Source organism: Planctomycetaceae bacterium (assembly GCA_041398785.1).
In the GTDB taxonomy this organism is placed as follows: Bacteria; Planctomycetota; Planctomycetia; order Planctomycetales; family Planctomycetaceae; genus JAWKUA01.
Genome location: JAWKUA010000018.1, coordinates 40961 through 60312, shown reverse-complemented (window position 1 = coordinate 60312; position 19352 = coordinate 40961). Strand labels below are relative to the sequence as shown.

The 19352-nt window shown below is 59.2% G+C and carries 18 protein-coding genes and 1 pseudogene; 1 reads left to right on the top strand and 18 read right to left on the bottom strand.

Annotation, left to right across the window (positions count from 1 at the left end):
• Positions 1-42: 42 nt before the first annotated feature.
• The 17 genes and pseudogenes from R3C19_19610 to R3C19_19530 all read right to left on the bottom strand — a co-directional run bounded on the left by R3C19_19610 (position 43) and on the right by R3C19_19530 (position 15865).
• Positions 43-519 (bottom strand): hypothetical protein, encoded by a 477-nt coding sequence (locus R3C19_19610; GenBank protein ID MEZ6062555.1) that lies wholly within the window; start codon positions 517-519, stop codon positions 43-45.
• Complete coding sequence (locus R3C19_19605) at positions 501-671, bottom strand: hypothetical protein (GenBank protein ID MEZ6062554.1); 171 nt, start codon at positions 669-671, stop codon at positions 501-503. The genes R3C19_19610 and R3C19_19605 overlap by 19 nt, the downstream gene beginning before the upstream one ends.
• Positions 668-796 carry a hypothetical protein gene (locus tag R3C19_19600; GenBank protein ID MEZ6062553.1) on the bottom strand — a complete coding sequence of 43 codons (129 nt, stop codon included), beginning with the start codon at positions 794-796 and terminating at the stop codon, positions 668-670. The genes R3C19_19605 and R3C19_19600 overlap by 4 nt, the downstream gene beginning before the upstream one ends.
• A 4-nt stretch (positions 797-800) precedes the next feature.
• On the bottom strand, positions 801-2081 hold the full coding sequence (locus tag R3C19_19595; protein MEZ6062552.1) for a tetratricopeptide repeat protein: 1281 nt from the start codon (positions 2079-2081) through the stop codon (positions 801-803).
• Positions 2082-2168: 87 nt separating this feature from the next.
• Positions 2169-2714: a carboxypeptidase-like regulatory domain-containing protein gene (locus R3C19_19590; protein MEZ6062551.1), complete on the bottom strand. Its 546-nt coding sequence runs from the start codon at positions 2712-2714 to the stop codon at positions 2169-2171.
• A gap of 500 nt (positions 2715-3214) precedes the next feature.
• Positions 3215-3643: pseudogene (locus R3C19_19585) on the bottom strand (DUF1559 domain-containing protein).
• A complete protein-coding gene (locus R3C19_19580) occupies positions 3568-4263 on the bottom strand; it encodes a DUF1559 domain-containing protein (protein MEZ6062550.1) in 696 nt (231 codons plus the stop codon). The pseudogene R3C19_19585 and the gene R3C19_19580 overlap by 76 nt, the downstream one beginning before the upstream one ends.
• Before the next feature lie 759 nt (positions 4264-5022).
• On the bottom strand, positions 5023-6069 hold the full coding sequence (locus R3C19_19575; GenBank protein ID MEZ6062549.1) for a hypothetical protein: 1047 nt from the start codon (positions 6067-6069) through the stop codon (positions 5023-5025).
• Complete coding sequence (locus tag R3C19_19570) at positions 6069-6560, bottom strand: ASPIC/UnbV domain-containing protein (GenBank protein MEZ6062548.1); 492 nt, start codon at positions 6558-6560, stop codon at positions 6069-6071. Before R3C19_19570 ends, R3C19_19575 begins: the two co-directional genes overlap by 1 nt.
• An 82-nt stretch (positions 6561-6642) precedes the next feature.
• Entirely contained in the window at positions 6643-6828 is a 186-nt protein-coding gene (locus tag R3C19_19565; GenBank protein ID MEZ6062547.1) for a VCBS repeat-containing protein, read from the bottom strand.
• Complete coding sequence (locus R3C19_19560; protein ID MEZ6062546.1) at positions 6774-8915, bottom strand: FG-GAP-like repeat-containing protein; 2142 nt, start codon at positions 8913-8915, stop codon at positions 6774-6776. Before R3C19_19560 ends, R3C19_19565 begins: the two co-directional genes overlap by 55 nt.
• A gap of 203 nt (positions 8916-9118) precedes the next feature.
• On the bottom strand, positions 9119-10879 hold the full coding sequence (locus tag R3C19_19555; protein ID MEZ6062545.1) for a penicillin-binding protein 2: 1761 nt from the start codon (positions 10877-10879) through the stop codon (positions 9119-9121).
• 128 nt (positions 10880-11007) lie between these two features.
• Positions 11008-11382: a hypothetical protein gene (locus R3C19_19550; protein MEZ6062544.1), complete on the bottom strand. Its 375-nt coding sequence runs from the start codon at positions 11380-11382 to the stop codon at positions 11008-11010.
• 263 nt (positions 11383-11645) lie between these two features.
• Positions 11646-13379 carry a LysM domain-containing protein gene (locus tag R3C19_19545; GenBank protein ID MEZ6062543.1) on the bottom strand — a complete coding sequence of 578 codons (1734 nt, stop codon included), beginning with the start codon at positions 13377-13379 and terminating at the stop codon, positions 11646-11648.
• Positions 13376-14272 (bottom strand): 16S rRNA (cytosine(1402)-N(4))-methyltransferase RsmH, encoded by an 897-nt coding sequence (gene rsmH, locus R3C19_19540; GenBank protein MEZ6062542.1) that lies wholly within the window; start codon positions 14270-14272, stop codon positions 13376-13378. The genes R3C19_19545 and rsmH overlap by 4 nt, the downstream gene beginning before the upstream one ends.
• Before the next feature lie 471 nt (positions 14273-14743).
• Positions 14744-15235, bottom strand: a complete 492-nt coding sequence (locus R3C19_19535; GenBank protein MEZ6062541.1) for a division/cell wall cluster transcriptional repressor MraZ — start codon at positions 15233-15235, stop codon at positions 14744-14746.
• 339 nt (positions 15236-15574) lie between these two features.
• The gene (locus tag R3C19_19530) at positions 15575-15865 is read right to left on the bottom strand and encodes a hypothetical protein (protein MEZ6062540.1); all 291 of its coding nucleotides are present in this window, start codon (positions 15863-15865) and stop codon (positions 15575-15577) included.
• 392 nt (positions 15866-16257) lie between these two features.
• Between R3C19_19530 and R3C19_19525 the strand changes: the two genes are divergently transcribed.
• On the top strand, positions 16258-17364 hold the full coding sequence (locus tag R3C19_19525; GenBank protein MEZ6062539.1) for a hypothetical protein: 1107 nt from the start codon (positions 16258-16260) through the stop codon (positions 17362-17364).
• A 51-nt stretch (positions 17365-17415) separates the two neighbouring features.
• Here R3C19_19525 and R3C19_19520 read toward each other — a convergent pair whose 3' ends face one another.
• A complete protein-coding gene (locus R3C19_19520) occupies positions 17416-19227 on the bottom strand; it encodes an aspartate kinase (GenBank protein ID MEZ6062538.1) in 1812 nt (603 codons plus the stop codon).
• Positions 19228-19352: the final 125 nt, after the last annotated feature.

Genomic DNA, 19352 nt, shown 5'->3' with positions numbered 1-19352 from the left:
GCCACCATTCTTCGATCGCAGCCGTCAGCCGCCGGAACTGTGTCAGGGAAGCTGCAGCGAGACCTTGCTGTCAACGGTGGTGAAGAACGCCTTCACGGTGGGCCATTCCCAAAGGTAGACGTTCCCGGCGCCGGTGATGTCTCTGTCCTGTGAATCCGGAGTGCCCAGCGCCTGTAGCACTTCCAGCGGGACCGTTTCGTTTGTGACGTCGTAGTCAGAAAGGGGAACCTTCCACATGATGCCGGTCAGTGTTGCATCCGGATCGAACGAACCGATCAGCGTCTTCTCGTCAACAACCTCATTCGACGCTTCCGGGTGTTGTCCGTAGTCCCACCGCTGACCGTCGGAAAACCGCAGCGAAAATTCTTCCGCATCATGTCCGTTGAACTTCAGGCGCACCTGAGCGGCCCAGGGTGTCGGCGACATTCCGGGCTTCTGAATTGACGGCCAGCGGGCTCCGGACTCAACAAGCATCTTCGCAATCTGAGCTCGCGTGTCATTCAGCGCAGCCCCTTCCATTCCGTGGGAGGCTCCGCATGCTTAGTGACTTCCTTTCGAGCAGCCTCTTCCTGCCAGGCGTCGGCCTTTCGGTAGGCGAAGAATCCGCCGATTGCCAACACGGCCAGAAGAATGGGAATCAGTACCGCCCGGGCCGACACTTCCGACTTCAATCCGGAGCCTGCTCCGGCGCGTCGCGGGAGTCGTTGTCATCGTCACCGGGTGATTCGGTGGTCGCCTTGTCATTCATTGCTTTGTTCTTTGCAGATTGGGAAAAGTCAATAAGTCGAACGCCCACGGAACTATGACGCCCCGGGAACACCGGACGTCTTCAGAAATGCGCGGTGCTGTTCGGCCAGGTCGTCTTCACCGTGCTGCTGGTAGTACTCCATCAGCAGGCGGTGAGCAGGAACGTGGTTCGGATCAACCGCCAGTACTGTCTTCAGCCAGTTGGCGCCCTCTTCCGCTGTTCCGAATTCAAGGTAAAGCCTTCCGACTTCGAATCGAGCTTTCAGGTCATCGGGATTCGTTACGAGATGTAACGTCAGTCTTGAGACCTCCCTGAGAGCATCACTGGCAGATTTGAAGAATTCAAGATGCTCTGCCGCTGCGTCTTTTCTTCCGGATGCCAGCAGCGCCTGAGCATAGATGTACCTGACATCCGGTTGCCTGGGGCAGGCCGCCAGTGCCGGTTCCAGCCAGGTAATCGCTTCATCCGCGTCCCCGTTATCAAGAGAAATCTTGCCCAGTCCGAGCCGGGCGGAACAGTTATCCGGTTCGTTGGCAATGGCCTGATGAAAAACATCGGCTGCTTCCTCTGGCCGTCCCTGGTTCGCGAGGCACTCGCCCCAGCCAATCAAAAGTCCGGTATCGTGTGGTCTGCTCTTCAGGCATTCCAGATATAAACGTTCGGCAACATCCAACTTCTGCTGTGCCGCAAGCACGTGTGCGAGCCCTAGTTTCGCCTCAAACAGCTCCGGGCGGCGATCCAGAGCCGCTCGAAACGCCGCTTCGGCCGCCGTCCAGTCCTGCCATTGATACCGTAGCCGTCCCCGCATCATGTACGGTTCGGCATCGACAGGAAAATCCTTTTCCCATGCGTCCAGCAGGGCAAAGGCGCGTCCGAACTGATAGTGATGTACGTACCCGTTGACGAACGCTGCGCAGATCTCCGCCCCATCGCCACCGGAATCCAGCAACATGCCCTGAAGGTACGGTTCCGCTTGTTGCAGCATTCCTGCCTGTGCCTGAGCCAGCGTGAATTCCCGCTCCAGGACATCTCTTGGCCAGCCAAGCTTTCCGGCAAGCTCCAGGTGTTGCCGCATCGCTTCAGGATCGCCGAGCCGGCGATACGCACGAGCAGTCAGGAACTGAATCTCGGCATTGTCGAATGAAAAGCGACGCGCAGTCGCCAGCCACTGAAGAGCAAGATCCGGATCATGGATTGTCAGCGCCTGACGCGCCTGACGAATACCGTGCCATCGCAGCGCATAGCTTCCCGAGAAACACACGATGACTGCCAGGACGAACAGCGAGCCGACGCGCTTCCACGAGCGAAAATGATGTCTTGTGTCATTTTCCATGTAACCGCAATCGACGGGAACTTGCCCGGCACGAAGTCAACCGTCGTGCCATTCGCTGACGAGGGAATACCGGCAGGCCGTCCGTTATCAGTTCTTTTCCGGTGCGGCCTCTTTCTTCAGTTCAAAGTTGAAAACGTTTCCGCCTCCTGCGTCAACGGTTCGCTTGAGTCCGGACGATTCTTTATCCTGGTATTGTGCAGGAACAGCCCCCGTGTCTTCGAAGGCGCTTTCGCGGTTGTTGCCGATCATCATTTTTGCATATTCCGCACTCCCGGGATTATCGGGACCGCTGGGAGTCAAAGTGCTTGGGTCCAGTCCCTTCTTGACTTCCCGCTTTGTGATCGAGATCAGGTAAGTACCCGGAACGGCACCGTCACCATCGTCATAAGTTGTCAGCGAAAACTCTCCCTGGTCGTTTGTAATCCCGTACGCTTCCCGGCTCTTGGTTTCCGAAACGGGGTGGAAATTGACCGACGCGCCGGCAACCGGTGCCCCGTCAACAGTGACGGTGCCGCTGACAGGTGATGTTTCCAGCCGGTCGTTAGCACCACCGCATCCGACGATTGGAAGAAGCGCCAGGCCGACAATCGCTGGCAACAGAACTCTACAGAACGCAACTGACTTGAACTTCACGGAAATCTCTCCTCATGTCGAAACAAAGATCTATCGATGCCCAAAGCAACGTCTACGCCGTGTGCTGGCGCTATTCAGACCGGCGAACAAAGAATGTCGCATGACCGCTGACAGGATGGGTGAGCTTGTCGCAACAGCGGGTGCGGAACGAAACATTGTAACCCGGTCGGGGCTGGATTTCAGGTCTCGGGAAGCGCAACAGGATCCTGAAGTATGTGCAGCGTGTGCCGCTCGTCTCGCGGTGCAGCGTTTCTTACCCGATCTCCGTCGCGGACTGAGAACGGCGACAAGTCACTGCACGAATGCTGCTGCGACTGCTGGTGTCGTCCCGGCATTCCGTACTGACAAAATCTGGTGGATCACGTCAAGAGTGACCACCAACGAAAAATTGCGCCGAGCAACCTGGAGAACCGTTTCCGACGACGAGCGGCGGATACCTTCGTTCAGGTCACATCGCGCAGCTTGCGTAAGCTTCACACCAACAGGGTCACACTGGCAGACTAGAATTCACCGATGACCTGTCCGTCACGGCGATCTCCCAGCTTCTGGTAAGTCATCCAGTCGATGTTTTCTGACAGGAATTTGATCGAGCCATCGGCCAGCAGAAACTGTGCTCCGCCTTCGTGACGCGACTTGAATGCCTGTGACAATCGCCAGTCACGAATGTCGTGGCACATGGACGAGTTGTCGTTGCTGTACAGCGGATCTTCCGGGCAGGTTCCCCAGTTGATCGGTCCGGCGGTTCCGGTCCAGTTCGCATTGAAACCAGCCCATCCGCCGCCAAGGTGGTAGTGGTCGCCGCAAAGGGGCCGAACTTCGCCCAGCAGAATCGTGTTGGATGCACCGTCTTTGATCATGCGAAGACTGGCACCCCATCCCCATCGAGCGTAGATGCCGGAGACACAGGAGCCATTGACGCCGTTGCTGCCGCCCTTGGCGCTGCAACCGCTCTGATGTGTACTCCGCCGTGTCCCGCGGGGCCTGTTCCGAAGACGTTGCCGGGGAACAGAGTGCAACCTGTAATGTTTGCACATTCCTGGGCGCCCGTCGAACCTGCGTAGTTTGTCAGTCCGATGTTGTTAAACGTCTTGGCATGGTCGTCGCTGGGACAGATCAATGCCGGCAGCACGACTTCCTGCAGGCGGCGGCCGGTAGCCGCGTCGACAACCTGCTGTTCCGGCGGTGCTGGATTCGTCAGGTTGCCAAAGTCCAGCTTTTCATACAGGGTGGCCTGGTCGATGTAAGGCAACAAACCGACAAAAAGACTGCCTTTCGCCTGCGATGTACCGGGATTCCAAAGGCGGGCGGAATCGCCGTCAGGATTGTCGTTCCATCCCTGTGCAAACGCAAATTGGCCGTAGGTGTCGTGATAGTTGTGCAATGCCAATCCAAGCTGATGCAGATTATTCTTGCACTGAGTACGACGTGCGGCCTCTCGTGCCTGCTGCACTGCCGGCAGGAGCAACGAGATCAGAATTGCAATGATCGCGATCACGACCAGCAATTCGATGAGGGTGAACCCTCGTTTTCGGGACTTCAGATGCTGCATCAGAGAACCTCCTTTTGAACAAACAAAGGACCAGAATGTGACTGCAAACCGTGGCGAGACCGGAATGAAACATCCACCGCCGGATCGCACAAACAACCCAAACGGCACTCGCCAAAATCATTATGATGATCCTCGGGGCGTTTGCAACCTTGAGAATGCCACGATTTTCTGATGGAACAGCCGAGAAACTTCATGTTTTTCCCTGCCGACGCGAGTGGGACTGGTGAAAGTTCTCTCCCCCAGATTGCCACAGAATCACCTCATGCGGCAGCAGAATGACTTCTCTTTGGTATGACTGCCGCACTCCCCGCTGCCATCGCATTTACTGCAGACCAGATGTTACGTTGGGTTCGTATTCGCCAGGAAGAAACCGCAGGTTCGCCAGGAAGAAACCGCAGGACTCCCCGGCCTCGCGATGGCTCACCGAGTGAATCGGAAAGGCCCGTTTCGTCTCCGTGGAAATTGATCGCGTGGGTTGCCGTCGTAAAATCGCGCAATCCTGTGCCGAGCCACGGCCGGAGTCTTCGGGACGTATCGTCATCGCTCGGGTCACCGCCAATTGCGATGCACGTGCCCAATCGAGATGCCGTGGTGGTGATTCGGGAAGATCAAAGCAGCAATGCCATGCGTCGCCCAGAGTTTGGCCGGAGAAGCTGGAGCCACCGGCCATTGTCCCACAGGTTCTGAACGAGAGTTCGAAACCGATCGCGGCCGCTACTCGGGTTTCTGCGAAGCGCGGGTTTCTGCGGAGAAGCTGGACTACTCCGACTCATCGGACGACTCCAATCGAACCAGGCAATTCGACAACGTCGCGCGCAGCTTGTTGGCACCGTCTTCGGTCACCATCGACGAAGTCAAAAACAGGCGCCGCAGGTCGTTCGCCCCGTAAAGCACGCTCAGTCCGTCGTCGGTTACGGCGGTACTATCCAATCGAATTTCCTGCAAACCGGGCAACGAAAGCTGCTTCAGCACACCATCGGTGACGCCGGGGCCGGACAATCTAACCGCCACCAGTTCAGTGAGACTGGCCAGATTGGCACGCCCTGCTTCGGTGACGTTCGGACCGACATCAAGGAAGATCAATTGGCGGAACTTCGGAAGTTCGGACAGGAACTCGTCGCCGACCGCAGTCTCAGAAACGACCAGTTGCTTCAGATTCGGCAGGCCCGCCAGGTGCAGAACCCCGGCGGACGTAATGTTCCTGCATCCACGCAGGTCGACACCCTCAAGACTCGGCATCGACGACAATTGACGGAGACCTTCGTCACCGACGTCTGTGCCGTCAAGAAAGACAAATCGAAGTTTTTCAGCAGTCGCTGTCAGCGTTTTCAGGCCTGGATCGCCGATGCGAGTATTCGTCAGCCGCAGTTCCATCAGCGATGGAGTCCGCCCGATGTATTCCAGACCGGCGTCCGTAATTTTCGTGCCAGTCAGGTCAATGCGCGCCAGCGACGTGAGTTGCTCGAACTGTGACAGTCCGTCATCGGTGACTTCCGTGTAGGCCAGATCCAGATCTCGCAGGTTTTGGAGATTCGTCAGTGTCTTCAACTTCTCATCGGTCACCTGCCCCCGCTGAAAGAACATTTCTCCGTACCCGGCGTCGCCAGACGGCCAGTGCGTGAACCCAATGCTGCCGCGCTGCCACTTGACCGTCAGTTCCGGCGGATTCTGTGCGAGTGCCGCATGCTGCTCTTCCGGATTTCCGGCAGCCCCCTTGCCGGAGTCGCTGCACCCGACAGCCGGAATCAGGGACAGCATGAGCAGCAACGGGATCGCGCGGTGCGGTCGTGTCAGGAACATGCTCATCAGGGCTTTTTCCAGACTTTGTTCGAGTCTTCAACGATTGTGTAATGTGAATTCGGTTCCGGATTCTTATACGTCTGAATTCGACCGGATGGCCAGGTCACAATGACCCTGTCCAGCTTCGAACGGTCGTCGATCCCGAAAATCAGACAACGCTGGTTCGCCGCCGAGAAGCCGTCTCCTGCGACTAGCTGCCGGGTCCACGTACGGTCGCCGCTGTCGAGCTGCACACGTGCTCCGAACGCGCATCGTTCGGATGATGTTCCAACAAGTTGAAATTTCACGAAGTTGCCGGCGTCCGGCGTAATGTTGGTCAGCAGCGCTGCGGAGGTGCCGACGCTGGTCACCGCCAGGTCCGGCAGGCCGTCCCGATTCCAGTCCAGCCGCGAAACGGCTCTGCCCAGCGCCGGTTCACTGAAGAAATTCCCCGCGCTGGCACCTGTCAATTCGTCGAATCCGGAATCGCCGCGATTCTGATAACAGGCGGGCAACATTCGATAGGGCACTCCGTCGGAAGAGAAATCGTCGAGATGCCCGTTTGCCACAACCAGATCATCATCGCCGTCCAGATCGCCGTCAAGAAATTGCGGCTCCCCAGCCCATTCGTGTGTACCCGGATTCGTGCGGCCTGAATCGCCGGGCCTGGTCTTCGAACTGACCTTCCGAAATCTGCACGAACAGGTTGTTCGGTTCCAGATAGTAGTTCGTTACGAAGAAGTCGGGTCGACCGTCGTTGTTGATGTCTCCGGCGGCGATGCCCATTCCCGACTGCGCCTGCCCGTCCGAACCAAGCGCGACGCCTGCGGAAACTCCGCGTTCCTCAAACACCGGCGGGCCTGCGGGCAATTCGGTGCGATTCTGGAACAGGAAATTGGCGGTCGTGTCGTTGGCCACGAACAGGCTGAGTCGCCCCAATTGTCCAGATCCGCCGCGACGACTCCCATGCCCTTACCGTCGGGCATCACGATTCCGGAGGCGTCAGTGACGTCGGCGAACGTACCGTCTCCCTGATTCAGATAAAGCCGGTCCTGAGCCGCCGGGAAGCTGGTCGGGTAGCACTGAATCGGACGTCCGCGATGTGTGCAGGTACGTTCCAGCACGTCGCCGGCGAGATAGTTGACCGCATAGATATCCGGCAGTCGGTCCCCGTTCAGATCGGCCATCACGCTGGAAACGGTCCAGTCTTCGCCGCTGGCACCACAACTGTCCGGAACTCTGGAGAACGTTCCGTCGCCGTTGTTGCGATACAGCGAGTTGCCCCCGATGTTCGAAAGGTACGGATCATCAAACCCATCAGCGTCGATGTCGCCGGACGTCACGCCGCACGTGTAACGGAGATCGCCGAGTCCCGAAGGTGCGGTGACGTCGGTCATCCGGTTTCCCGACATGTTGCGAAACATTCGGTCCGCGATCGCCCGCTCCTTCAGACGACTCGGCGGCCACAGGCAACCCTGTGTGAAGTACAGGTCCGGCCAGTCGTCGGCATCGAAATCGAAGGAAGCAACGCCGCCGCCGCAGAATTCGAACATCCACGCGCGATTGTCGTCCGGTTCCGAACCGTTGAAGAATTGGAATTCGAGACCCGCACTGGCAGAGTCGTCCTGAAAGCGAATCGTGACGTCTTCAGTCCTGCGAGCAGGAGCGTCCGACGAATCAGAAACCCGGACTTCCGCCGCTGAGATCGGCGGCAGGTCTGGATTCACCACGGGGCGAAATTCGGACGCGACCAGAGCCCTTGCTTCCGCGGTGCGACTTCGCAGCCCGGTCAGGCGTTCGGTAGCCCAATCGACGTCGGTGCGCATTTCGCGGGCGAGTTCGCACCAGCCAGTGGCCTCATAAAACCGTCCCATCGAATCCAACAGTTCGACAACTTCGCGAATACGCCGGGGCTCGCTGACAGCCGTCCGAATGGCATATTCCAGAGACGCCAGCTTCGCCGCATGTCGTGACAAGACTTCCGCATCCTCGGTCCTGCCGAGAGTTCGCAGGGATTGTGCGAGATGATATGCGGCCTGCCGATGTCCCGGATGAAGACGGACGGCTTCGCGAAAACAGCGAGCGGTCGTTTCCGCATCGTGTCCGAATTCCTTCGCGAACATTCCCAGCAGCACCCAGATGTCCGGGTGTTGATAAGCCGATCGCGGCAGCCGATCCCGCCACGCAAGAAACGCTTCCGGCCGCTGACTTCGCAGCAGGACGGTGCCGACGCCAACCTGTGCTTCCGGAATTTCGGGGTGTTTGTCGGCAACCTGCCGAAACACGGATTCCGCGGTACCCAGGTCATCGGCCCACAGATCCTGCCGTGCCTGGCCGAGATACGGCAGAAAATCATCGGCCACGCTGTTGTGACACATTTCCGCAAAGCGGGTTTCGTCGTCTGTCAGCAGCAGGAATTCCGTCGTTGACGCGGCAACCAGGTACTCCGCTGCGTTTATCGGAAACGCACGCCCCGTCTGTTCCGGGATGAAGCAACCGCTTTGAAACAGAGCAAGCAGCGGCTGCTGCGCGTCCCATAACCTTCCTTCGATTCGCAGCAGAAACACCAGATGATCGTTGGCACCGGTGTGCGAAGGATCGTGCCGCAACACGCGCCGCAGGCACGCTTCCGCAGTCGCCAGTCTGCCGGAACTTAGCAACTGCCGGCCGACGGCAAAAAGCTGTTCGACGGACTCCGGTTTCTGATTCGTCGCCCGCAGAAACTGGGTAACAAGGCTTTCCGCGGACGCGGCGTCACCGCGATCCAGAGCCATGGCAGCGCGATCGAGCAGCGATGTCTGTGCCGAACGACTGGTCCCGACATGCCAGAGCAGCGCTGCAAGCATCAGCGCAGCAACCGCCACGACAGCCATGTGCCGCAAGCCGGTGGTTCCTGATTCGGCAGTTCCCGGCTTGCTCGTTACGGGTTCGGTAGTTCTTGATCCCAGGGAACTCAATCCGGTCGCTCACAGACATGCACGGGATACGATGACGCGAGATTCCTGCGCGCCGAGGTGTTCGAATATTGTCGCGTTCCATCGTATCCGGGCCGCGCGGCAGCGACAACAACTGACGTTCATCGAGAACGCAACACCGCCGTGCGCTTCAGAGCGAACTGCAGAACCGCGGTGGCCGCTGGAGCCGCGACGGTTCCGCCGAAATGCGAACCTTCGCCGGTCGGTTCGTCGACCATCACCAGGACGAGAACCCGAGGTGATTCGGCCGGGGCTCCGCAGACGAACGAACACACATCCCTGGAAACGGAATACCCGCCGTTAACCGGGTCTGCCTTTTGAGCCGTTCCGGTCTTGCCGAACATGCTCAGCCCGGAAACTCGGACCGATTTCGCCGTCCCTCGTTCGACAACGCCTTTCATGGGACCGGTCACGACCCATGCGGCGACGTCCGGTCGCACCAGGCGAGATTCCACCGGCGTTGTGGGATCCACGGTCGGGATTGAGACGATCGACGCGTCAGTGGTCTGGTCGGTGGTATCGATCAGCAGTCGCGGGCGAACGAGTTGTCCGCCGGCGGCCAGCGCGGCGTGCGCGGTGATCAGTTGCAGCGGCGTTACCGCGAGTTCGTGTCCCATCGGAATCGAACCCAGCGAGTAGTCATTCCAGTCACTTCGATCCCGTACCAGGCCGTCGATTTCTCCGGGAAGTTCGATGCCGGTGCGCCGGCCAAATCCGAACGCGGCGGTCGCTTCGTACAGACCGTCAAGTCCCATGCGTTCGGCGATGCGGGCCATCCCGATGTTGCTGGACTTCACCAGCACATCTTCGACGCTGAGTTCGGAGTACGCGTGATGATCATGCAGAACTCGGCGACCCATACGGTAGGCACCGTTAAAGCAGGGAATCATCTCGTCAGGCTGAAGCAGGCCGTGCTGCATTGCCCAGGCGACGATAAACGGTTTGAACGTGGAACCGGGTTCGAACACGGCGGAAACGGCCAGATTCCGCCAGGCATTGTCAGGAATCTGTGACGGCGTGTTGGGGTCAAACGACGGTCGCGAGGCCATCGCCAGGATGTCGCCGGTCCCTGGTTCCATCACAACGGCACAGGCACCGACGGGTTGCCAGCGCCGGACCAGTTCGTCCAGTTGCCGTTCGGTTTCGATCTGCGTCAGCAGGTCCAGAGTCGAAATCACGGTGCGACCGTGTTCGGGAACCTTCGACCGGGCGGCTTCCACTTCGACGACAACGCCGCGCGCATCCCGAGTCATGACGCGGCGGCCGTCCACACCGCGGATCAGATCGTCAAGACTCTGTTCCAGCCCGCCGTGGCCGGCGTTGTCGATGTCCCGCATTCCCAGCACATGTGCCGCGAATGCTCCCTGCGGATACTGACGAAGATACTCGCGCCGAAAACCCCACGTTCGCGGCGGAAGATTGAGGTCCCGGATTACTCGCACCTGATCCTCGGTAACCCGCCGGCGCACCCAGACAAATTGCCGATCCCGGTCTTCCGTCACGCGGCGAAATAACTCGTCGGCATCCAGATTCAGCGCCGTCGCCAGGGGCAGGGCGAAATCCCAGGGATCGTCAATCTCCGCCGGCACCGCGTACAGGCTCTCACACGTTACGGTCATGGCCAGCACATGCCCGTTACGATCAAGGATCTCACCCGGTCGTGCCGGAACCGTGTCGATAAATGTGCTCTGCCGCGAGACTTTCGTGTGCAGCAGTTCGCGCTGAGCACCCTGCAACTGAATCAGACGTCCGACCAGAACAGCCCACCCCAGAATCACGCAGCCGGCGACGAATGAACTTCGCCAGTGTGCGACAACACGCTCACTGCCGCTTCGAAGCTGGTTTCCGCTGGCGACCGACATTGTCCTGGTGATTCATACAGAAGTGATCGGGCGAGGCGCGGAACAAGGTTGCCGTCCGCGCTTCGGTGAAGTTTGCCGTCAGTGATGTTTCGTCGCACTGCCCAGGGAATGGCTTCGCGCCGGAATCGTTACTCCAGAACCGCCGGATTGACGGGACGTTCCCATCTCAGCAACGGCAGTCGAGAACCGGCGGATGGATGTGCTTCCGCGTTCGCGGCCGGCTCCGTGTCCGGCGCTGCGAAACTGCGATCGCGGCGTCCGTGGTCGCGGACAAGCGTCCGTGTCGCCGGCGCGCTGTCCGATCTCAAAGCCGCCAGTTGCGCCGGAGCCGTCAGTTGCTGAATTCGCAGCCGCCGGCGAGCGTGCAGTTCCAGCAGCAGATCCGTCTGGTAGTACTGACGGCTGACCGACCGGCGAAGCCGCAGCGACTGCCGCTCCAGCGCGACGCCGATCATGGACACCGCCACGACCAGAAGTATCGCCGAAGCAAATCGAAACAGCACGAAGTCTCTCCCGGAACGAATTACGAGAAGTCGATTCGCCTGACCTGCGAACACGACCGCCCGGAGAAATCATCGGCGTTTCACAAACTTCCGGCGGCACTCGGACCGTCGGCGATTCATCGGGAGCGGTGACTACGGCGCCGGGCTTCCGGCTGTTCAGATCGGCGAAGCTTCGCTCGATTCACCGATCATGCGGAATTTGACGAGCGATCCGAACGCACAATCCCCGGCGCAGGAGGCGTCCGCAACACGGCTGCGCCATTCTATGGCAGCACGTTAACGTTGGTGGCGTCGTCCGGAAGGATGATCACGCTTCCGGGCTTCAGCTTATTCGGATCTGGCAGCGTTGATCGGTTCAGCCGATAGATCTGAATCCAGCGAGAAGAGCGGCCAAGGTGCTTTTGGGCGATTTCTGACAGCGTTTCGCGTTCGCCAATGCGATAGGCCGGTGTGCCGTCGTCCTGCACAAAGTACCCGGACGGCAACTTTGACTTCGTTTCATAGTCACGGAACAGCTCCGGATATTTCGATTCCAGCGTGGCCGCTTCAGGAATCAGAATTTTCATGCCCGGCCGCATCTTCTTCGGGTCCGGAATTCGATGCTGGTTGAACAGCGCCAGGGCCGAAAAATATCGAGCCGTTCCATACGCGCGCTTTGAGATCGACCAATAGTTATCGTTCGGCAGCACTTCGCAGATGTCGCACGGTTCGGTCGTGTGTGCAATCTGCCTGACACCGTTGTCGTAGTTGAATTCCTGTACCGTGAAACTGCGATCGAAGTGATGGTCACCGGACGAAGCTGTCGCAGATGGCAGGTGCGGAGCCTGGTGAGGGATTGGTCGCGGAAACTGGTCGAAGACTGCTTCACCTGGCTGATCGATCACCGTCGTCGACGTGTCGGTGTCATCGTTTTCGAAGTCGGCAAATCCTTCGATCGTCAGCGACGGAGGGTCGGTGGTCTGACCGGGTTCAGCGACGTCGGCACCCTGAGGCGGGTCCGGCAACTGCAGCATGGCAACTTCCGTCGCTTCATGAACGTGCGGCGCAGCCGCCGTGAAGTCGTCGAAACCATCGTCGTCGATCGCTCGCAGTGGCGAAGGGTCGTCTACTGTGGACAGAATCTCCGACGGCTCGCTATCTGTGTCGAAGTTATCGGGAGCGTGTTTGTGGTGCGGCACCGCGGCGTTCCGATCATTCTGCGCGACGTCAAAGGCGAATTCCGGAATCGCGTCGTCTGAGGGCGGCGACGGGTGCGTCTTGTGCGGTTGATGTTCCTCGCGTTCCGCGAACGCAAACGGAGCGGAATGCTCTTCGACCCCGGCGACCGTATCCCTTGCAGCCGTGCGTGCTGCCAGGTCGCTGTCGAAGCCGGAACCATCTGCCCAGTCTGTGCCCGCGGGCGCTGGTTCATGCTCCCGATGGCTTCCCGCGTTGCTACCTGCAAAGTCCTCGAACAGGCCGTGCGGTGCCGAATGATTCGGAGCGCTGGTTTCGAACGGATCTTCATTCTGAGCGCGGCCGTTATCGGCGCCGTTATCGGCATCGGCGATCAACACAGATGTTTCGACGGCAGGTTCATCGAACCCGGAGAACGGTGGTTCGTCCGAGAACTCGTCAGTCGAACCCGTGTCCAACAGATTCGACGAATACTGCGCGAAATCCTGAGAGTCCGGCGACGCCACTGTCACCGGTTCAGCAACACTGACTTCGCGGATCTCAAACGGATCGACATCATCCGGTTCAAACGCGGCAAGGCGCGTTGCGACGGGCTGCTGCAATCCAGCCGTTGCAGTGTCGTCGGCCCCGGCTGCGGCGTCGTCCTGTGACTCACCGTTTGTTGCCGCCATGCTCAGCAGGTGTTTCTGGCGAGCGTCAAATTTTCGGTACACCAGAAACCCGAAGGCGCACAGCAGGATCACCACCACGCACATTCCCAGACGAGCCTCGATCGACAGTCCGGGTTTCGCGTCGACTGCCGGCTCGGGCCGAGAATTCACGCCGCCGGTTTCCAACGGGCCGCTCTCAGCCTGGCTGACCGGCTCCTGGGATTCAAACGGATTTCGGCGGGCGTCGCCTCCACGGGTGTTTTTGTCAGAACCTGCCATCCCTGATGTCCTTTGAACGCGGATTTGACAATTCGGTCTTCGAGTGAATGAAACGCCAGCACGACAACAATGCCACCCGGCGTCATGATCTGCGGCAGCACGTCGGTCATCATGTGCTGCAGGTGCTGCAGTTCCTGATTGACGGCGATTCGCAGCGCCTGGAACACTCGCGTTGCCGGGTTTCTGGACGATTTCGCAATCGCCGCATCCGGCACCGCTGCGCGAATACACTCTTCAAGCTGCTGTGCGGTCTGCAGTCCGCCCTGCTTTCGGCGGGTAACGATCCGATCTGCGATCCTTTCGGCGAACGGTTCTTCACCAAATTCCCGGAATATCTGAATCAAGCGGGACCGGTCCGCAGTGTTCAACAGTTCGCCGGCCGGTTGTCCGAGTTGAGTGTCGAATCGCATGTCCAGCGGTCCTCCGGCATCAAATCCGAAACCGCGCGTGCGATCGGCCAACTGGTCGGACGACAGCCCAAGATCCAGCAGTACGCGATCCACACTTGTGATATTTCGTTCCGCCAATGCTTCCCTGGCGAGGCTGTAAGATGACTGAACCAGGATGACGTTGGGTTTTCTGAGCAACGGGGTGGCCAGCCGCAGCATCATGGCATCGCGATCGAAACCGATCAGCGTGCCTGTGTCACCAAGCTGGCGAAGTATCAGTTGAGAATGTCCGCCAGCTCCGACGGTCCCGTCGACCACCGTCAGCCCTTCGGAAATCTGCAGGTAATGCAGAACTTCTCGTGGCATCACGGAAACGTGAACAGGCCGCTCGGACACAAGACGGTAAAACTGGAGAGACTAGAAGGAGGGGATTCGGAGAGAGACTGACGCGGGCGGAAAAGCCTGCGAAGGGCCGGGGGTGTCGGCCCGGAATGGGAGAGGCTTCTGAATGAAGCGGCTCGAATCCTATCGCGCCGGAATGCATGGCGCGAAGAGCAAAAAACCTGGCACATCAGTCGTTCGCTTCTCGCACCATCCTTTGTGGTCAACGAAGCGAACGACTGTGGTATCTGTGAAGACACCGTACCACGGCGGAGAACGTCATGTTCTCCATTTACTTCCGCGAAGCCCGGTAAAGCCTGCGGGAGGTTCCAGGTTCGTCGAAAAAATTCTACCGTCAGACGGCGTCGTCATGACACCGGCGGCAGATCCTTTTCTGCTGATTAAAAACCACGACCGCGAACGATCACGCCTTATGTGCGACTTCGTGCCGCAGTTCGGTACGCCCTATTTCTGTTCGCTGGCCGCTTAACCCTTGAGGCGCTGGAGTGCAGCCTTTTCAGCCTGCGGCTCAAACACGGAGTTTTCCAGCGTCTCGGATGTCAGTTCATCGAAATGAAAACTTGTTTGCTCCAAAAAAGTGTCCCATGCCGACTTATCCCAGATTTCGGCATGGTCATGGACGCCAAGAATAACGACTTCGCGCTGCAGACTTGCGTGAGTGATCAGGCGATCCGGAATCCGGATCCGAGACTGCTTGTCCAGCACCACTCGCTCCGCCTTCGAATAGAACAGCCGCAGAAAACTGCGGACGTTGGCACGACCTGGCGAAACGCTGGCCACTCGCTTCGCGAACTCATCGAAGCCCTCCGGAGAGTAGACTGACAGGCAGCCTTCATTGCCGGGAGCCAGGTAGAGTTCGCCGACATCTCGAACCGAAAATCCGTCTTTCAGCGGCTTGGGAATTGCCAGTCGCCACTTTTCATCAATGGTGCGTTCAAATGTGCCGGTGAGTGCCATTTTGGTCAACGACCTGAGGGGCATCATGCCACGTAAACGCATCTGATAACAGGACTTGCGGAGAAATCCGGGATATCCCCATTTCTCCCCACTCGTCACCACGGAGACCGGAATTTAATCGCCGCGAGAAGTTCGTCAAGCGAAGCCTGGCGGAAGCGAATCTGATTTCATCGCGCCGCCGAACGTAGGTCGTTACCTGGCATGGGATTGGCGAAATCCGGATTTTTCGGAACGGCGGGATCACTGCGGTCACAACGCGCCGCGACTGCCGCGCCGCGTCCAAAGACGCTGCGCCGGCAGTCCCTGCGCCGGCTCACGAAAATGTTCGACCACGGCCGATCAGAACACATCCAGAATGAAATGATGGCCGCTGTGGTACGGCTTTTCGGTCGGATAAAAGTTGTACCAGCTCTTCTGATACACCGGAATTCGCATCTCCGGCGAGTACCGGTAGTACAGATGATCGTACTGCTGCGGCTGCTGGAACGTGTGAGGATAGTAAACATACGGATAATGGTAGAACCGCTGCCAATCGGCAGGCTGGCCTGGAGGGGCGGCTTGAGTGCTGCTGCACAGGCTGATCGAAACCGCTGCGGCAAACACAGCGATCATCGTGATTCGCTTCAACATGGTCGATCTCCGAAAACGGTCAATTCAATGTCATTGCGGCTACGCTGCACTCGACGAATGCTCGGCCAGCGAACCAGTTCAGGACAACAGTCGTCGTCACAATCGCCCCCGGAAACACTTGTTCCGGTCCGCTGGGCCGAGTTCGTCTCCTCAATCCCCGTTCGTTTTCACGAACGTACCTCGACCGCCACCGGCGCGTCACCGCGCGGCACCCGAGATTCGGGCATGGAGCCCGCCTTCCCACGACGTGATTCATCGGCCATTCGACGCTCGCACAATCACTACTTTCCGCAGAATCGATACTCCGACAGGCCCCCGGCGCTGGAGGTGCGCAGCGCCGCGTGGTAATTCTCACCACTCACCAGTAGTCAAGTCTCGGATTTGCCAACGCGATGACAATGAATTCCGACGTCCGAAGCCGCCTGATTCGGTTTTGCCAGGTGCTTGTCTGCCAGCAGGAAGCACGAGTGATCGTTCCGCCGCAGGAACCGAAATCCGGGTTCTGGTTCGGTGGCGGAAACATGGCCGAAGCAGCCGACGGAACCCTGTACGTCATCGGACGCTATCGCAACGCCGGAGATTCCCGGACCGGGACTGCCGCCGGAGTTCGCGGGCTGGAACTGGCCGTATTTCGTTCGAGCGACCGCGGCCGGACATTCGAAAAAATCGTCTCGTGGGACAAGGCCGCCCTGAACAGTTCTGTCGGTGAAGTGGTGTCCATCGAAGGAAGCTGCCTTCGGTTCACACCACGGGGCGTCGAGGTGTTCGTTTCGACGGAAAAGTCCGGGATCCCATACCCGGACCGCGTCGCGAGCTTTCTGAAGCCGGGAGCCGGCGTGTGGAGCATTGACGTGATGCGGGCCGATTCGGTCGCCGAGCTGTCGTCCGCGCCGGTTGAACCTGCGTTTTCGAGCACCTGCCCGCAGCACCTGCACGTCAAGGACCCGTTCTTCTGGGCCACCAGGTCCGGCGATCGGCTGGGATACTGCAGCCATCCGTTTTGCTGGTCGAGTTCGAATACCGGCGTGGCGGACCTGCCGGCGATCGGACAGACCGTAACCGCTCCTGAACACTCCGTTTTCGCTCGCGGAACTACGTGGGATGTGGCAATGACGCGCGGCACCTGCGTCCTGCCGATTCCGCGAATCGGTCCGTTCGCCGATCGACAGCACAGCGTGCTGTTCTACTGTGGCGGCGAGTGCCTGCGTCCACTGGACGAACACTCCGCCGCGGTGTCTCGCCCGCGAGGCTACAGTTGCGAAGAACTGGGAGGAGCGGCCTGGTTTGTTGACGACGACATCGCAAACGCCGAGCGGCTGTCGGACATTCAGCCGATGTTTCTCAGCCCGTTTGGAACAGCATGCAGCCGATACGTCGACGTCCTGCATTCGAAGGACGGTTACTACGCAACCTGGCAGCAGTCGCAGCCGGATTTCTCGCAGCCACTGGTGATGAATTTTGTGCCCGAACAGGACGCGGCGGCAATTCTGTTCCACTGACACGCGCCGCACGACGGTGGCGATGCGGCGGCAAAGTGATTGCTTCGCGCATCAGGTGACCGAAGCGTGATCCTGGCTGAATCCGAATTCCCGGCGCAGTGCAGCAAGTGCCGCGTCCACGCTGGCGGGATCGATCACGACGCTGACCTTGATTTCACTGGTATTGATCATCTGCACGTTGATCGATTCGTCCGCCAGCGTTCGAAACAGCCGCGCACCGACGGCGGTATGACTTCGCAGTCCGATTCCCACAACGGAAAGCTTTCCGATCCGCCGGTCGCAGGACACAACGGTGGTGGGCCAGCGTTCCAGGACTTCCCGCAGCAGCAGAATCGTGCGGTCGACATCTTCGCAGGGCACGGTGAACGAGATATTGGCGACGCCGTTCATGGCGACATTCTGAACAATCATGTCCACCAGCACGCCGCCGTCGGCCACTGCCGAAAAGACGTCGGCCGCCACACCGGGATCGTCAGGAAGCTGGTTGATGGTAATGCGCGCCTGATCGGTGTCGGCATAGATGTCGCTGACTACGATGTCTTCCATGTTCTGCAGGCGAGCGACGATGTCTTCGTCCAGCTTCGCCGGATCACGAAGCGCACCGGGCCGCGACTTTGTTGCCCGATAGCCAACGCTGGGCACCGTTGCCGTGCCGCGCTGCAGGTGAAATCCGTCGTGAACAGCCCTGACGGCCTCATCGCACCGCGAACGTTCAATCAGGACGGAGATCTTGATTTCGCTGGTTGTGACCAGACAGATGTTGATGCCGTTCCTTGCCAGGACGTCAAACATCTGCGCGGCCACGCCGGTATGCGTCTGCATCCCCTGGCCGACAACGGAGACCTTTGACAGGTTGGCCGAATGTTCGACTTCGCCGCTGCCCAGCAGTTTGACCGCCTGCGCGGCGACCTGCAGTGCCTGATCAAGATCGTCTTCGGCGACCGTAAAGGAGATGCTGGCCATCCCCGATTCACCGACATTCTGCACGATCATGTCGACGGGGATCTTTGCATCAGACAGCAGCGCGAAGATCTGATTCATCACACCCGGCTGGTCCGGAATGCCGTTCAGGCCGATCCGGGATTCGTTTCGAACGAACGCCACTCCGGTCACAACAGGAGCGGGATCAGCAGGCTCGGGTGCGATCAGAGTCCCGGGGCCGTCCGAATACGATGGCTTGACGCACAGATGGACGTCGTATTTCTTCGCGAACTCGATGGAACGCGAATGCATAACGCCCGCCCCCAGACTGGCCAGTTCCAGCATTTCGTCGTAGGACACCCGTTCGACCTTGGAAGCGTCAGCGACGACTCGCGGATCCGTTGTGAAGACGCCTTCAACGTCCGTGTAGATCTCGCAGAGTTCGGCATTCAGCGCGGCGGCCAGAGCGGCGGCCGTGGTATCGCTGCCTCCGCGTCCCAGAGTCGTGATGTTGAATTTTTCGTCGACGCCCTGAAACCCGGCAGCGATCACGATATGACCCGCGTCCAGCGCCTCGCGCATTCGCTGTGTCGAGATACTGACGATTCGAGCCCGCGTATGTGTGGTGTCCGTCAGTACTCCAATCTGCGCGCCGGTCAGACTGATGGCTTCTTCGCCCAGTTCGTGGACCGCCATCGCCACCAGCGCAACGGATTCCTGTTCGCCGGTTGCCAGCAGCATGTCCATTTCCCGGGGACGCGGCCTGCGACTGATTTCCGACGCAAGCTGGACCAGTTCATCCGTCTTCTTGCCGCGAGCGCTGACGACCATCACGACCTGGTGGCCGGATTGTTTGGCGGCCACGGCCCGGGCAGCCGCGCGACGGATCTTTTCCGCGTCGGCAACACTGGTTCCACCGAATTTCTGAACGATAACTGACACACCACACCTTTATGCTGAGCCCGCCCGGAGCAATTGCTGACACGGTCATTCGGAAGCGGCAAGGTGATGACGGTGTGACGTTGCTGCAAGGATCGCAGAAACGAATTCCCGAAAGAATCCGCAGT